Here is a 15,002-nt window from a genome sequence, read left to right as displayed (position 1 = left end):
CCAAAAATTAGACTTTACTCAGGTAGTAACACAATGATTGATAATGATATTTTACAAGCTTTAAAAGCTTACACAGCAAAGATGGAACACGCAGTGAGCCTAGTTTTACAAACGGGTGAACATGCTAAGCGTGATGAATTAAAAGATTTTTTAACTGGCGTGGCTTCAAGTAGTGACAAACTCACATTAGTTGAACGCGACGCTGGTTTGCGCAGCCCTATTACTTTTTCTTTAGAGGTTGCAGAGCAAGCTACGGGGATTGAATTTTCAGGTATCCCGAGTGGCCACGAATTTAACTCACTGATACTCGCTTTATTGCAATCAGGTGGTGTTGAAATCAAACTCGATGACAGCTTACAAGGCATTATTCGCGGCGTCGAACAGCCGTTAAAGTTTGAAGTTTTTGTCTCGCTGAGCTGTCACAACTGTCCTGATGTTGTGCAATCGCTCAATCAGTTTGCTTTATTAAACGAAAACATCAGTAGTGAAATGATTGATGGCGGTGAATTCCAAGACATTATCAAGGACCGCAATATTCAAGGTGTACCAAGTGTTTATCTAAACGGTGAGCTATTTGCCAATGGCAAAATTGATACGGCTACTTTAGTTGATAAGTTAATTGAGAAGTTTCCTGGTTTAGTCAGTAAAAGCGCACCACAGCAAGCTTTACCGCTACAAGATGTGACAATTATTGGCGGTGGCCCAGGTGGTGTAGCCGCAGCTATTTACAGTGCGCGTAAAGGCTTAAATGTCACTATGATTGCCGATCGTTTTGGTGGTCAGGTTAAAGACACTGTTGGTATCGAAAACTTGATCTCTGTATCGCAGACAACGGGTACTGCGCTAACAGGTAACTTGATGAATCACTTAAACGATTACGAGGTGATGCTAAAAGAGCATTTACGTGTGACTAAAATCGAAAAAGGTGCGATCAAGAAGTTACATTTATCTTCAGGTGAGGTGATTGAATCAAAAACTATCATCATAGCAACAGGCGCTAAGTGGAGAGAGCTTGGTGTGCCAGGAGAGAAAGAGAATATCGGTAATGGTGTTGCCTATTGCCCACACTGTGATGGTCCTTTTTTCAAAGGCAAAGAAGTAGCTGTGATTGGCGGTGGTAACTCAGGTATTGAAGCTGCATTAGATTTAGCGGGTATGACTGAAAAGGTCACGGTATTTGAGTTCTTATCAGAGCTGAAAGCCGATAGCGTGCTAGTCGAAAAAGCAGAAGCGAATGAGAAAATCACCATCATTAAGAATGCAGCTACAAAGCAAATTATTGCAGATAACGGCAAAGTAGTTGCACTTGAGTACACGGACAGAGAAACAGATGAAGTGAAACGTGTCGATCTTGCGGGTGTGTTTGTGCAGATAGGTTTGGTACCTAATTCCGAGTTCGTAGATGGCGTTATCGATTTAACTCGTTTTGGTGAAGTTATCGTTGATGAGAAAAACCATACTTCAGAGCCAGGTATCTTTGCTTGTGGTGATGTAACGACTGTGCCTTATAAGCAAATTGTTATCGCTATGGGGGAAGGTTCAAAAGCAGCTCTTTCAGCTTTTGATTACCTCATTCGCAATTAAGGTAAAACTCATTTTTACTTGTTATTAAAAGGGTCGCACACGTTGCGACCCTTTTGTTATGTCATGAAATTAGCCGTTTATCTTGTCATTTATGTTGTTTGTATATTAAACATTCATTTTTTATAAATTAATCACATACTGAAATGGAACAGATCACAAGGAGGCCATTATGGCGAATAACAATCGTTCCAACCAAATCGACAATATAGGCCGACACACACTCGGTAGTGTAGCTGCCATCGGTATAGGTGTGGGTACCGCACTTGGCGTGTCACTCGATAATTACGCAGTAGGGTTTAGTGTAGGGCTTGCATTAGCCTTAGCTTTGTACCACGCAAAGAAATAATCAAGTCACCAAAGCTTGATCTAAAACAGCACATTGTTTTTATTCTCTACTAAGCTTTGAAATTGTTAGAAGTTAGTCATTTGTGGTTCATAAAGTAACCGCAAACTGACTGCTGACAATATTTCAATCACACAAAAATACTGCTAGGCGCCTCGTTGCCATGGATAATAATAATGAAAGTTTCACATATAGTGATGGCTTTAGCTGCTGTGGGGGCAACAGCTTCTTCGTATGCTAAAGGCCTTTAGGTAAAGCAACTCTAAACGTTAACACCCGCTTTGAATCTGTTGACCAAGACAACAATCTCGATGATGCTGAAACGCTGACAATAAGTACTCGGTTAAACTACAAAACCAAGCGTTTTCAGGGTATTTCTGGGGAAATCGAGTTTGAAGATTCTCGCGTTCTAGCCGGTTACAATGACGGCGATGGCAGTAAACCTGAATACTCAGTGATCGCCGACCCTGAATCAACAGAGGTTGACCAAGCATTACTGCAATACAAAGGCAAAAGCTGGACGACCAAACTGGGTCGTCAAATTATTGCATTAGATGGGCAGCGCTTTGTTGGTCATGTTGGTTGGCGCCAAGATAGTCAAACGTTTGATGCTTTGATGTTTGAGCATCACGGTAATAAAACTGGTCAGCCAAATATGCTTATGTCACTAAACGCAATCGCATTTTTGCCGAAGAAAAGGACATCGATGCCAAAGACCACTTACTAAATGTGTTATATCAAGCTAAACTCGGAAAATTAGTCGGTTACGCTTATTTGCTGGAACAAGACCACTTTGCTGACAATTCACTTCAGACCTATGGTGCGAGCTATTCTGGTAAAAAAAAATTGGTTTTACAGCGTTGAGGTCGCACAGCAAACATCTGAAAGTGGCGGCCAAGAATACGATGCCACTTATTTGTCACTTGCCGCTGGCATGAAGTTTGACACCTTGGCGGTTAAATTGGGTTATGAATCTTTAGATTCAGATGATGGCCAATATGGTTTTGCTACCCCGCTTGCTACATTGCACAAATTCAATGGTTGTAGTGATCAATTTCTCAATACGCCTAAACAAGGTTTAGACGGTATACATGTCTCTTTGACTGGTAAATTATTCGGTGGCACTTGGGTGCTTAATTACCCACAATTTCGAGGCGAACGAATCAACGCCGGGTGTCGATGATTTAGGTGATGAACTTAACGTGCAATAAACTCGCGCCATTAATCAAACCTTCAGCACTGGGGTTAAATTAGCTGCTTATTCTGCAGGTGATGTAGCGGCAGGAAAAGTGGATACAGATAAATTGTGGATTTGGCTAGTTTCCAAATTTTAATTTTTTAACAAAAACTTATAACTTTATTCTAGGCAGAGTTAACCAATGTTAGCTTTGCCAAATTTATTTTTTAGCAGCTAAATACCTGTTATCTGAGTCACATTTGATCCGATTTTATTGTTCATATAATGAGCTTTAATTAACTCAAATAGAACAATAAAAACCATGAACTACTAAACACTACAAGAAGTTAACCAATCAACTTATCAAAGGCTAATGCTCACCAGGAACTGGTCAAAGTCGACAGTTTAAACTACCTTACTGAGCTCGTTGAACAAACACCGACTGGCACCCATTTTCACGTCTGCTCGACGGGAATGAATTGGGGCTATGGTTTTAAAATTGGAAATTAATATGATACCACATTGTTGGATTTATCAAATTTAAAAAACATTGAACTCAATGAAGAGCAAGGTTACGTCATTATCGAAGCTGGCGAGACGTAATACGATCTATACCAGAAGTTAAAAGCGACAAATTCAAGTTTAATGCTCTCCATTACAGGGTCTTCACAGCACTCTTCTATTATTGGGAATTCATTGAGTTTAGGTTATGGCAATGGCAAAAGTACCATACGCATAGAAGACTTATTGCAAGTTGATTGCTTTGATCAAGAGCAGCGTTACGTGCAAGGGGTTAACAGCAATACCTGCAAATTTAGCCATGACTCGTGTTTTAACCAATTAACCTCACAGCGCAACGCCATTATCATTTGAGCTAAAATTAGATAAAAACCTATTCCTAACTCTATGTTAAAGGTCTGTTTTTCACTTGAAGATACCACTAACCAGCAACAACTGTTAAAAAGCTGATCGACTTTAAAAAGCAGGGTTTAATTGAAGGCAACTGGAGTATTTTCATTTCGCAGTGTTTAATTGCTGAGCGCGGTAGCCAAATTGATTTTGATAGCACTGAGACCATTGATTTAGAAGCCGCAAGGGAGATCCTCAAGTCGCTTGGCTACCAAGTTTGGAATGGTATCTACAACGGTATATTTTGTTGTTATTTGCCCGACTCGTTGATCACTCAAAGTGTTAAAACTTATATCGAAAAAGAGCTATCTCCTGTTGTCAGTAAACTCAGCTTTATCAAATTAACTAAGCAGCAAATTATCGAAGAAAGGGCGACTAATGCCGTGTTCAATCAGCTTGATGCCGATGCACCGATCGTTTCTCTTTTGAGAACCTTTTTAGGCATTTTGCAAAATGGTTCCGCTGAAATTGCTTATTGAAAGAAGAATTTAAAAAACAAAACCTCCAACCCAGATAAAGACAGCTGTGGTTTTATTTGGTTAGCGGTTTTATCACTTAAATATGCAGAGCTCGTCGCTAAGTTTCAAAAAGAGGTTGAGCTGGCATTGAGTCAAGTGAAGCTCGAACCCATTTATGTGATTGATGGTGTTTTGCCTCATGAAATTTACTTTGTGACGTCAATTATTTTCGATTTAGATGATCAACATCAACATCAACATCAACATCAACATCAACATCAACATCAACATCAACATCAACATAAACAAGCTAAGTCAGTGCATCTTGAACTTTCAAGTTTAGCTAAAACCCTAGGTTTGAGTATCTATAAAAAAATCTCTGAGTTTAAATAGGCTTTTAATACGTTGAAAAAGCTTAACTTATGGGCTAGAAAAATTCATATTATTGAACTAGCCTTGGGTAATAACTTTTTGAAAATTCAATAAAAAATAACTCCGAGCCTAGTTGTCTAAGTGGTGCAGTTAAAATGCGCAATACGATGGCTAGGCCGTGACCTTAAACCGTCACCAGGGTAAACAGAGAAATCGGCTTACCTCCCGTATTTGGAAAGGTGTTAAACATGTTACAAGATAATGTCTTGCAGGATAGTTTTGGCCGGCGTTTTGAGTATCTGCGCTTGTCGATAACTGATGTATGCAACTTTAAGTGCAATTACTGTCTTCCTGATGGTTACGATTGTGATGGCGATCGTGACTTTCTCTCGCTTGCTGAAATTCAAACCTTAGTGAGTGCTTTTGCTGAATTGGGGATGCGAAAAATTCGTATCACTGGCGGTGAGCCTGCGCTTAGAAAAGATTTAACCGATATTATTGCTTTGTGTAAGGCAACGCCAGGCATAGAACAAGTTGCGTTGACGACCAATGGTTTTAATCTCGATAAGAAAATTGATGAGTTTGTCTCGGCGGGCTTAGATGCCCTCAATGTCAGTGTCGATAGCTTAGACCCGCGGATGTTTGCTGCAATTACGGGCCATGAAAAGCTAGAAATAGTATTAGATGGTGCAACAAGGGCATTGGAATTAGGCATAGATAAAGTCAAATTCAATGCAGTTTTGTTGAAGCAATTTAATGCTAGCCAATTTAACGACTACCTCAACTGGATCAAACAGCGCCCGATCACCCTACGCTTTATTGAGCTAATGGAAACGGGTGATAACAAAGTATTCTTTGACGCCAATCACGTTCAAGGTGGCGTGCTGAAAAAACAGTTACTTGCACAAGGTTGGTTGCCCGTTATTCGCAATAAGTTATCTGGACCTGCAGAAGAGTTTTTCCATCCTGATTATCAAGGTCGCATCGGGCTTATCATGCCTTACAGCAAAGATTTTTGTAAAAACTGCAATCGACTTCGTGTTTCAAGTAAAGGCCAGCTTCATTTATGCCTATTTACTGAGCAAGGTGTAGATTTGCGTCCAGCGCTACTCAATCAAGACATTGCCGAGACAAAAACAAGGTTAGTCGCCGCGATGGACGATAAAGTGGCGAGTCACTTTTTAACGGAACACAAAACCGGGGTAAATAAACACTTTGCCTCTATAGGTGGTTAACACAGCGAGAAAGTCAGGATGAAAAAGGAATTAACAGGATTAGTACTGGCCGGTGGTTTATCGAGCCGTATGGGGCAAGACAAAGCGGACTTGAGTATTGATGGTATTGTCATGTTAGAGCGAGCAAAAAGCTTGTTAAAGCAAGTGGGGTGCCAGCAAGTTTTGGTAAGCCGTAACCAAGTCGGTGATGATTACATTCAGGATGTTTACCCGCAAACTGGCCCACTTGCCGGTATCCACGCGGCTATTGACCATTTCGAAGGCATGCCGATGGCTAACTTATTAGTGATACCCGTTGATATGCCACTGCTATCTGAGTCTTGTTTAAGTCGTCTTGTCGATTGTGGGTTTGATCAAAACCAAGCCTGTTATTATCATCACTTTCCTCTTCCTGCTTTTATTCCTGCACCCGATGCCCATTTTGAATATTTAGAACACGTATTAACTGACTCCGAAGCCAATAATTCGATAAAAGCTTTCCTTCGAGAGTGTGTCGCTCAGGCGATTTCAACTGAAGCGCCAGAGAAGCTGATTAATACTAATACCCCTGCTGATTGGCAGCTATTACAGGCTGAGCTGTGTGCAGCGGGGATCACTAATTAACTAAACTCAATACAAAAGGAGCGACGTTTAATGTCTGCTAGTAAAGAATTTCAACCGCTTAATATTGCGGTGTTAACCGTATCAGATACCCGTGATGAGAGCTCTGACAAGTCTGGCGGTTTTTTAGTGGACGCGTTAAAAGCGGCTGGCCATCAACTGGCTGATAAAAAAATCGTTAAAGATGATGTTTATCAAATGCGCGCAGTTGTCTCTAACTGGATTGCTGATAATAACATTCACGCTATTTTAACGACTGGTGGTACTGGTTTTACCGACCGAGATTCGACGCCAGAAGCGTTATCACCTTTGTTTGATAAAACCGTTGAGGGTTTTGGCGAGCTATTTAGACAAGTGTCTTTTGCTGAAATTGGCAGCTCGACCATACAGTCTCGCGCTTTAGCTGGGTTGGCCAATCACACGGTTATATTCTGTGTACCTGGTTCTACGGGAGCTTGTAAAACGGCTTGGAATAACATTATTGAGCAACAACTCAACTCGACACACAGACCTTGCAATTTTGCTCCGCATGTCATGCAAGGTAAGTGCGAGACGAGTAGAGGTTAATGATGGATACTGCTGCGGTAAAATTTAGCCATATTGATGAATCAGGCACGGCTAACATGGTTGATGTCACGGATAAAGCTGATACTGTTCGCGAAGCTTATGCCGAAGGTTTTATCAAAATGAGCCGACAGACTTTTGATATGGTGGTAAAACAAAAACACAAAAAAGGTGATGTTATTGCCACTGCCCGCATAGCTGGAATTCAAGGAGCAAAACAGTGTGCAAACTTGATCCCATTATGTCATCCATTAGCCTTGAGTAAGGTCGATGTAGACTTTGAAATGCAAGCTGAACACAGCCAAATTCGCATTGTTAGCCGCTGTAAGCTAACAGGTAAAACCGGCGTTGAAATGGAAGCGCTAACTGCCACAAGTGTTGCAGCATTAACCTTGTTTGATATGTGTAAAGCAGTCGATCCACTGATGGAAATTCACGGTATCAAAGTCATTAGTAAAACAGGTGGAAAATCAGGAGATTGGACGCGTTAAATGAGTTTGAATACGCGTGAGTAACACTATGATCAGAGTTTTATTTTTTGCACAATTAAAAGAGCAGCTGGGCTGTGAACAACTGGACTTTCCCAGTGCTGGTATTGGAAATTTGGCCGATCTCAAAGCCGCACTGACCGCACAAGGTGAACAGTGGCAGCCTCTAACCCAGACGAACTTAATGATGGCTATCAACCAAGAAATGGCCGATTTAGAAGACAGTGTTGCCGATCGCGATGAAGTTGCGTTTTTTCCACCTGTAACAGGGGGCTAAGACTGTGATTAGTGTACAAACTCAAGATTTCAGTTTAGCTGAAGAGTATCAGGCGCTGACTCAGGGTAACCAAACCGATGGCGCTGTGGTCACCTTTGTCGGTTTAGTACGAGACTTTAATCAAGGTAATCAAGTATTGGGATTATCGCTTGAGCACTATCCTGGGATGACAGAAAAAGCGCTAGCCAAAATCGTTCAGCAAGCGCGTGCAAAGTGGGATTTAGGTCGAGTAAGGTTGATTCACCGCGTGGGGGATTTGCATTTATCTGAGCAAATTGTCTTTGTTGGCGTCAGTTCAAAACACAGAAAAGATGCATTTGATGCGGCTGAATTTATTATGGACTACCTAAAAAACGACGCACCTTTTTGGAAAAAAGAGCTGACTGACAAAGGCCCAGTTTGGGTGGCCTTTAATGATAAAGACAAAGCTGCAAAAGCACAGTGGACGGTAACCAGTTAAGTAAAAAAAGCGAGGGTAGAAACGCTTTTAAAACTGCGTTTCTACCTTGCTTTACTTTTACTTAAGAACTCTTTTTCTAAGTGCAAGATGGGCGGTGATCATACCGAGTGTCAGTACTATTGAAGATACGAATTTTTTCAACATGACAACGTCCTTTCGATGATTCGTCAGATATGTAACTAAATGTTGCGAGAATAATAACAGCTTAGTTAAATTCGTATAGATTTGTTTGCCCCGTAACTTGTGACGGCCATCACAATATCGACAAAAAGCATGGATATGTCTTGATGAGACGTTAGTTTTCTTCGTTTAGTTCTGAATGGTAGAGGTTTAAACCACGTGCTTGATAGTTAGCTAGTGCGCTTGGGTGATCGAGTGAGCAAGTATGTACCCAAACGCGTTTAGTATTCGGATAAGACCAAGCAGTTTGCAGTGCATGTGTAAGTAAGTAACCACCGTAACCTTTGCCAATAAAGTCTGGCGCTAGACCAAAATAGGCAATTTGTACTTGGCCATCTGTTTGGCTTTCTAATTCGTAGTAGCCTGCAATACTGCCTTTAACGTAAGCGACATAAGTGCGTAACGTGTCACTTTCAGCATAGCGTTGCCACTGCTGATTAGGAATGCTGAGTTTATCTGTCCATTGCCACGTTTCACCGACTAATTGATAGAGAAACTTATTCAGGCGATAGTTTTTAAGCTCCGCTTCAGTGATGCTCAACTCAGTGGGCTGGGGTTTAGCGTTAATCTCGTTAACACTGTGCATTTGCAGATAATAAATAGTGACAGACATAGCGTAGTGATTTTGATACTAGGTTGGGCTAGTTTAGGTCGCTCGCCTGATACAGACAAGCGAGCAAATATAATCAAGCTGTGCTTGAGTCGGCTATTTTGTTTTGCGAATGTGACGATTGGCAATGCGTAACAGCTTACAGAACTTCTCACATTCAAAATGATTACTGGCTGGACATTGAGCGGCATGTCTTAAACCGTCTCGCATCGCTGTTAGTTCTTTAATTGTTTGATCGATTTCATCCGCTTTATTAGCGAGCTGTTGACGATCAATTTTGGCTTTGCCGTGCCCATCAAACATGGCGCCAATTTCATCGAGTGATAATCCCGCCAGTCGTCCCAAAGATATTAAAGAGAGTTGCTCGACAACACTTGGTTTGTATTGTCTGCGTAAGCCATTTCGGCCAATCGACTTGATTAATCCTTGTTCCTCGTAATAACGCAATGTCGAGGTTGGTAAGTTTGATTGTTTTGCTACTTCACCGATATCGATTGCATCCATGATAAAAATCCTCTTTAAATGCTTGACCTCAAGTTGGCTTGAAGTTGTAGCTTAGAAAAGAAGCAAACAAAAAACGATTTATGTGCGTTGCATTGAACATTTTCTAAGTTAGTTGAAAGGAGAAAGCAAATGTCAGAGTGGAATATTGCAGAGTTAATTTGGTCTAGTGTAGTTTTGGGTATTGGAGCAACCTTTGTCATGGATTGCTGGGCATGGTTTTTACAGCGTTATTTTGCCGTTAAATCACTCAATTATGCTTTGGTGGGGCGTTGGCTACTTTGTGCTATGCAAGGTGATTTCAAAGCTACGCCTATTGTTCATCGCAAAGTACAAAAATTCGAAGTGGCAATCGGGTGGTCGGTGCATTATGTGATAGGTATTGTGCTTGCTATGTTGTTCTTCTTCTCTTTTAGTCAGACTGGTTTGCACAGCCCACAACTTTTACCTGCCTTGTTGTTTGGCGTGATATCTGTCGCTTTGCCCTTTTTTATTATGCAGCCGGCGCTCGGATTAGGTGTTGCCGCCAATAAAACCCTGCAACCCAACTTGATGCGGTTAAAAAGCTTAATGGCACATACTTCATTTGGCGTAGGCTTGTATATATCGGCCCAGTGCTTGGTATGGTTGAATTAGCGATAAAAAATCGCTAACCAAATGGTTTCTTGCTCAGCACAAGTGGCAGCAACCCTGTGTTTGTGGTGGGCAGGAATGTTTAAACAGTCGCCTGCATTCAGTCGGACTTGTTGACCATCTGGATATTCGATGATGCCATAACCTTGAAATACTAAAACCCACTCGTGTTCTGTTTGATCATACCATTCACCCTCTGGTGTACTTTGGCCTTTCGACACTATGCGCTCAATTCGAATGTGCTCTGTTTTTATCAGGTCTTCGAATACCTCTTCTGATAAATCAGTTGGTAAGTTTTTAAATATATTCAGCATCTTGGCTATCTCGTTAGTTAGAATCAATCCTAGCTATTCAGCATAACTTTCCTTAGGTATAGTAATTCTAATAATGGATTTTAGATAAGGTTTCTTTCATGCCTGATTATTGCGCTTCACCTAACTTAATGCCGCTTGAGCAAGCTCAGCAACAACTCTGCTCAGCGATTTCTGCCGTTACTGAAACACAAACAATCAAAGTTGAACATGCATATGGACGAGTGTTGGCTAGGCAGGTGATTTCTGACACCAATGTACCCAATCACAATAACTCAGCAATGGATGGCTTTGCTGTTTGCGATCAAGCTATTCGAAGCGCAGGTGAGGTATTAACTCAATTTGAGGTGGTTGGAACGGCATTAGCGGGCCAACCATATACTGGGCAATTATCACAAGGCCAAGCGATTCATATTATGACGGGTGCTGTGGTGCCTAGTGAAGCAGATGGCGTGATCATGAAAGAACAAACTCAATTGGTTGATCGAGTGCTGACAATTGAAAAGCCAGTTAAACCTGATGCTAATGTCCGCTTTGCTGGTGAAGATATTGCCAAAGGTGAAACGGTTTTTAACGCTAATCATCAGTTGCGCAGTGTTGATTTAGGTTTACTGGCATCGCTTGGTGTTGCTGAAGTTCAAGTGCTTCGCCGGGTAAAAGTAGCCGTCTTCTCTACAGGTGATGAATTAAAACAAGCGGGTGAGACTTTATCTGAAGGTGATATTTACGAAAGTAACCGCACCGTATTGCTCAATATGCTCAAACAAATGCACGTTGATGTGATCGATTTAGGTATTATTCCTGATGATTATCAGGCGATTAAGCAGGCTTTTTTAACGGCTGATGAACAAGCGGATATTGTCATTTCATCGGGTGGTGTTTCAGTCGGTGATGCTGATTTCACTAAGCAAGTTTTAGCTGAAATTGGCGAAATTGGTTTTTGGAAAATAGCCATTAAACCCGGTAAGCCTTTCGCATTTGGCCAATTACCGAATAGTTGGTTCTTTGGTTTACCCGGTAACCCAGTGTCTGCAACGGTCACCTTAGATCAGCTCGCAAGAGTAGGTATTGAGCAATGTGCAGGTCTTATCAAACCCAGTAATTTGGTATTAACGGCCATTGCCACCAGTGAGATAAAAAAACGTCCAGGCCGACAAGATTTTCAACGTGGGATAGTTGGTACTAACTCACAAGGAGAGCTTGAAGTTAGCAGCATTAAAAATCAGTCTTCTGGGGTATTGTCATCACTTAGTAAAGCGAACTGCTATATTGTTTTACCGGCTGAGTCGGGCTCGGTAGATGCTGGCCAAACAGTAAAGGTAACCCTCTTTGCTGACCGTGGGCTGTAAGGTTTAGCTGTAATGACATCACATACTTTTGATTACGATTTATTAGCTGAATTTAGCCAACAATTATTAATGGCAGCAGGCGCTGAACCTCAAGTTGCGCAGTCGATTGCTAAGCAATTACTGGAAGCTGAATTACTCGGTTTTTATACCCATGGTTTGCAGCGTTTAGTCAGTAACTTAACTTGGCTTACGAAAGGTCGCTCTAAACCTAACGGGGAGCACAAGGTCATTACCGAGCGCTTGGCGGTACAAACTTGGGATGCTCAATTTTCGTCGGGCTTATATTTAGTGCCCAAAGCCGTTGATACCGCTATCACTATGGCAAAAAAGTGCGGCACAGGTACTGTTGTCATCAAACAAGCTCAACATGTAGCAGCGCTAGCGAGTTATTTAGAGCCCGCACTTAATCAAAACATGTTAATCCAAATTATGGCGGCGACTCCAAGTCAAAAAGCGATTGCTCCATACGGCGCTAAGCAAGCGGTATTCTCGCCTAATCCGTTTGCAATTGGTGCATCAGGGCATAAGCATTCGCTTCTTATTGATATGACTTTGGCGACAACCGCTGCAAGCAAGTTGCGCAAAGCTTGGCGTGAGGGTCAGGCCGCACCAGAAGATACCCTTTTAGATAAGGAGGGTCACGTTACCACGGATGCGAGTAGCTTTTTTAATAAAGAGACCGCTGGTGCGATCATGCCACTAGGTGGCGAGTTATACGGCTACAAAGGCACAAGCTTTTGTCTTTACTCTGAGTTGTGGACTTTGGCACTAAGTAATTGGGGTCGAGCGCAACAAGGCAAGTTTGGTGAAGCAAATGCCGTATGGGTGCAAGTTATTGACCCCACCGCTTTTGGCGATTTACAGAGTTTTAAAACGGAAGTCGATTACCTAGTCGAGTTGACTGAAAATGCTGAGCCTAGACCTAACATGCAAGTGCGCGCACCGGGTTTAACACCATTAAAGCGCAAGCAGCAAAAGCTCACGGAAGGTATTCAAGTTGCGGATTTTGTTTGGCAAGATATCTTGGCATGGGCAAAAGCAAATGATTTCACGCCGCCTGCATGGGCTTTAAACTAAGCTTGTTATCATAGTCCAAACTTTTTAATTGGATATCTGATGGATTTAACTTCACTGGTCAATGCCTTTGTCAATCTCGTCTGGGGCGCACCTATGCTCATTTTATTAGTGGGTGGCGGTGTATTCTTTACTTGTTACGCCAAACTGGCTCCTTTTCGTTACATCAAACACAGCTTTGCCTTACTAACGGGCAAATATGATGACAAGCATTCACAAGGCGATTTAACTCACCAACAAGCCCTATCAGCAGCACTGGCTGGAACCATAGGTTTAGGTAATGTTGCTGGTGTTGCTATGGCAATAACGGCAGGTGGCCCAGGTGCCATATTTTGGATGTGGGTGACAGCCCTATTGGGTGTTTCGACAAAGTTTTTCACTTGTACTTTAGGTGTGATGTACCGCGGTAAAGATAGCGAAGGTAAGTTGCAAGGTGGACCTATGTACATAGTGGAAAAAGGGCTAGGCGAGAAATGGATGCCACTGGCTATTTTGTTTGCCGTTGCAGGTTTGATGGGCACCATTCCGGCTTTCCAAGTAAATCAACTCACTGAAATTGTGCGCTTACAAGTGTTACCTGTTATTGGGGTTGCAGATGTAGCGAGCTTTAATTTACTGTTTGGGCTGCTGGTGGCTGTATTTGTCGGTGCGGTCATTTGGGGCGGAATTGGCCGCGTAGCAGATTGGGCAACGCGCTTAGTACCAAGTATGACTGTGCTTTATTTACTGGCGACAATCATCATTTTATTTAATCACTTTGCCATTATCCCCAGTTTGTTTGCCTCTATTATTATTGATGCTTGGCAGCCTCAAGCTGCCGTCGGTGGTCTGTTGGGTATTATCATTATTGGCGTTAGCCGTGGTGCATTTTCAAATGAAGCAGGCATTGGTACTGAAGTGATGGCACACGGCGCCGCTAAAACCAACGAACCCGTTAGAGAGGGTTTAGTTGCGAGTTTAGGGCCTATTATCGATACCTTAATTGTTTGTACCTGTACTGCGCTAATTATCCTTGCCAGTGGTGTGTGGCAGCAGGCAGAAGGGATGCAAGGTATTGCGTTAACGATGCAAGCTTTTGAACAAGAGTTAGGACTGTTAGGGCAAATTATCTTAGCCGCTTTGGTGCTGGTACTGAGCTTTACCACTATTTTTACCTATTGGTACTATGGTGATAAGTGCTTTAGTTATTTATTTGGCGCAGACAAGTCACCTTATTTTAAGTACTTTTATCTGGCGATGGTGGTACTAGGTGCGGTGTTATCACTCGATTTAATTTTCAATTTTATGGTCGGTATGTACGGGCTAATGGCCATACCTACTATGACCGCTACTTTGATTTTGGCACCTAAAGTGGTGGCTGCCAGCAAAGATTACTTTGCCCGTTTAAAATAACGCTATTGGCATCGATTAGATGCCCAAAGCTTTTCTAATCGCTTGGTTGGGAGCACGCCGTCATTAAAGCGCATGATCTCACCAAGCACTTTGCATATCTGGCCACGTGCTTGCTCTACTTTAACGGCTTTTTCACTGTCGCTAATGGCTTTATCTGAAAATGCGTCAATCAATAGTTGGTGATGGTGTTCAATTTCACTCGATAGCGCTTTTAACAAGTCATCCGCGATAACGTCATCAACGGTTTTCGCGCCAACTTTTAAAGCTTGGTTTGCGCGTTTATTGGCTTGATTAATCTTAGTTTGATCGATTTCACTGTTGTTATTCTTAGCAGAATAGAAGGCTTGTACAAGTGTGCCTAAGGCACTGATCCCTGCAACCACTAAGCCGGCTAAATCCATATATTGACTCCTTTTTTTGTATTAAGTTTAAGCAATAAAACTATAAACTGCTATATAAATTTACAGTTGTTTTTTTGGAGGAAA

Annotated in this window: 21 protein-coding genes and 1 riboswitch; of the genes, 17 read left to right on the top strand and 4 right to left on the bottom strand. The window is 42.0% G+C overall.

Translation table 11 applies throughout. The features are described from left to right. Positions 1-33: 33 nt before the first annotated feature. The 13 genes from ahpF to moaE all read left to right on the top strand — a co-directional run bounded on the left by ahpF (position 34) and on the right by moaE (position 8,467). A complete protein-coding gene (gene ahpF / locus HR060_RS04975) occupies positions 34-1,584 on the top strand; it encodes an alkyl hydroperoxide reductase subunit F (protein ID WP_174199178.1) in 1,551 nt (516 codons plus the stop codon). Between the two features lie 169 nt (positions 1,585-1,753). After that, positions 1,754-1,930 (top strand): hypothetical protein, encoded by a 177-nt coding sequence (locus HR060_RS04970; RefSeq protein ID WP_174199117.1) that lies wholly within the window; start codon positions 1,754-1,756, stop codon positions 1,928-1,930. Between the two features lie 451 nt (positions 1,931-2,381). After that, positions 2,382-2,654 (top strand): alginate export family protein, encoded by a 273-nt coding sequence (locus tag HR060_RS19310; protein WP_246283085.1) that lies wholly within the window; start codon positions 2,382-2,384, stop codon positions 2,652-2,654. A 66-nt stretch (positions 2,655-2,720) separates the two neighbouring features. Further along, a complete protein-coding gene (locus tag HR060_RS19305; protein WP_246283084.1) occupies positions 2,721-3,110 on the top strand; it encodes a hypothetical protein in 390 nt (129 codons plus the stop codon). Positions 3,111-3,800: 690 nt separating this feature from the next. Next, entirely contained in the window at positions 3,801-3,977 is a 177-nt protein-coding gene (locus HR060_RS04960) for a hypothetical protein (RefSeq protein WP_174199177.1), read from the top strand. Between the two features lie 302 nt (positions 3,978-4,279). Then, complete coding sequence (locus HR060_RS04955) at positions 4,280-4,492, top strand: hypothetical protein (RefSeq protein WP_174199176.1); 213 nt, start codon at positions 4,280-4,282, stop codon at positions 4,490-4,492. A 126-nt stretch (positions 4,493-4,618) separates the two neighbouring features. Continuing rightward, positions 4,619-4,864 (top strand): hypothetical protein, encoded by a 246-nt coding sequence (locus HR060_RS04950; protein WP_174199175.1) that lies wholly within the window; start codon positions 4,619-4,621, stop codon positions 4,862-4,864. A gap of 88 nt (positions 4,865-4,952) precedes the next feature. Then, positions 4,953-5,101, top strand: a riboswitch (molybdenum cofactor riboswitch). Continuing rightward, entirely contained in the window at positions 5,092-6,078 is a 987-nt protein-coding gene (gene moaA, locus HR060_RS04945; protein WP_174199174.1) for a GTP 3',8-cyclase MoaA, read from the top strand. (Overlaps the previous riboswitch by 10 nt.) A gap of 18 nt (positions 6,079-6,096) precedes the next feature. Next, the gene (gene mobA / locus HR060_RS04940; protein WP_174199173.1) at positions 6,097-6,681 is read left to right on the top strand and encodes a molybdenum cofactor guanylyltransferase; all 585 of its coding nucleotides are present in this window, start codon (positions 6,097-6,099) and stop codon (positions 6,679-6,681) included. A gap of 30 nt (positions 6,682-6,711) precedes the next feature. After that, a complete protein-coding gene (gene moaB / locus HR060_RS04935) occupies positions 6,712-7,245 on the top strand; it encodes a molybdenum cofactor biosynthesis protein B (RefSeq protein WP_174199172.1) in 534 nt (177 codons plus the stop codon). Between the two features lie 2 nt (positions 7,246-7,247). Continuing rightward, positions 7,248-7,733 carry a cyclic pyranopterin monophosphate synthase MoaC gene (moaC, locus tag HR060_RS04930; protein WP_174199321.1) on the top strand — a complete coding sequence of 162 codons (486 nt, stop codon included), beginning with the start codon at positions 7,248-7,250 and terminating at the stop codon, positions 7,731-7,733. Positions 7,734-7,761: 28 nt separating this feature from the next. Beyond that, a complete protein-coding gene (gene moaD, locus HR060_RS04925; protein WP_174199171.1) occupies positions 7,762-8,007 on the top strand; it encodes a molybdopterin converting factor subunit 1 in 246 nt (81 codons plus the stop codon). A gap of 4 nt (positions 8,008-8,011) precedes the next feature. Next, positions 8,012-8,467 (top strand): molybdopterin synthase catalytic subunit MoaE, encoded by a 456-nt coding sequence (gene moaE, locus HR060_RS04920; RefSeq protein WP_174199170.1) that lies wholly within the window; start codon positions 8,012-8,014, stop codon positions 8,465-8,467. A 295-nt stretch (positions 8,468-8,762) separates the two neighbouring features. On the opposite strand, the gene HR060_RS04915 is transcribed toward moaE, so the two are convergent. Both HR060_RS04915 and HR060_RS04910 read right to left on the bottom strand, forming a co-directional pair. Then, complete coding sequence (locus tag HR060_RS04915; RefSeq protein WP_174199169.1) at positions 8,763-9,260, bottom strand: GNAT family N-acetyltransferase; 498 nt, start codon at positions 9,258-9,260, stop codon at positions 8,763-8,765. 93 nt (positions 9,261-9,353) lie between these two features. Further along, positions 9,354-9,752, bottom strand: a complete 399-nt coding sequence (locus tag HR060_RS04910) for a helix-turn-helix domain-containing protein (protein WP_343044174.1) — start codon at positions 9,750-9,752, stop codon at positions 9,354-9,356. Between the two features lie 138 nt (positions 9,753-9,890). Between HR060_RS04910 and HR060_RS04905 the strand changes: the two genes are divergently transcribed. Next, positions 9,891-10,394, top strand: a complete 504-nt coding sequence (locus HR060_RS04905) for a DUF2938 family protein (protein ID WP_174199167.1) — start codon at positions 9,891-9,893, stop codon at positions 10,392-10,394. Here HR060_RS04905 and HR060_RS04900 read toward each other — a convergent pair. Further along, the gene (locus HR060_RS04900; RefSeq protein WP_217434877.1) at positions 10,391-10,705 is read right to left on the bottom strand and encodes a cupin domain-containing protein; all 315 of its coding nucleotides are present in this window, start codon (positions 10,703-10,705) and stop codon (positions 10,391-10,393) included. The two genes, HR060_RS04905 and HR060_RS04900, sit on opposite strands and share 4 nt — an antisense overlap. Before the next feature lie 98 nt (positions 10,706-10,803). On the opposite strand from HR060_RS04900, the gene moeA reads away from it, so the two are divergent. The 3 genes from moeA to HR060_RS04885 are packed head-to-tail and all read left to right on the top strand — an operon-like array spanning position 10,804 to position 14,517. After that, complete coding sequence (gene moeA, locus HR060_RS04895; RefSeq protein WP_174199166.1) at positions 10,804-12,051, top strand: molybdopterin molybdotransferase MoeA; 1,248 nt, start codon at positions 10,804-10,806, stop codon at positions 12,049-12,051. Positions 12,052-12,063: 12 nt separating this feature from the next. Further along, entirely contained in the window at positions 12,064-13,128 is a 1,065-nt protein-coding gene (locus HR060_RS04890; protein WP_174199165.1) for an Ldh family oxidoreductase, read from the top strand. A 39-nt stretch (positions 13,129-13,167) separates the two neighbouring features. Continuing rightward, positions 13,168-14,517 (top strand): alanine/glycine:cation symporter family protein, encoded by a 1,350-nt coding sequence (locus HR060_RS04885; RefSeq protein WP_217434876.1) that lies wholly within the window; start codon positions 13,168-13,170, stop codon positions 14,515-14,517. Positions 14,518-14,519: 2 nt separating this feature from the next. On the opposite strand, the gene HR060_RS04880 is transcribed toward HR060_RS04885, so the two are convergent. Next, a complete protein-coding gene (locus HR060_RS04880; RefSeq protein WP_174199164.1) occupies positions 14,520-14,918 on the bottom strand; it encodes a hypothetical protein in 399 nt (132 codons plus the stop codon). Positions 14,919-15,002: the final 84 nt, after the last annotated feature.

The sequence above is a fragment of the Marinifaba aquimaris genome (assembly GCF_013328345.1).
Taxonomy (GTDB): Bacteria; Pseudomonadota; Gammaproteobacteria; order Enterobacterales; family Alteromonadaceae; genus Marinifaba; species Marinifaba aquimaris.
The sequence above is the reverse complement of the archived record's forward strand: the minus strand, read 5'-3'. Positions and strand labels throughout refer to the sequence as shown.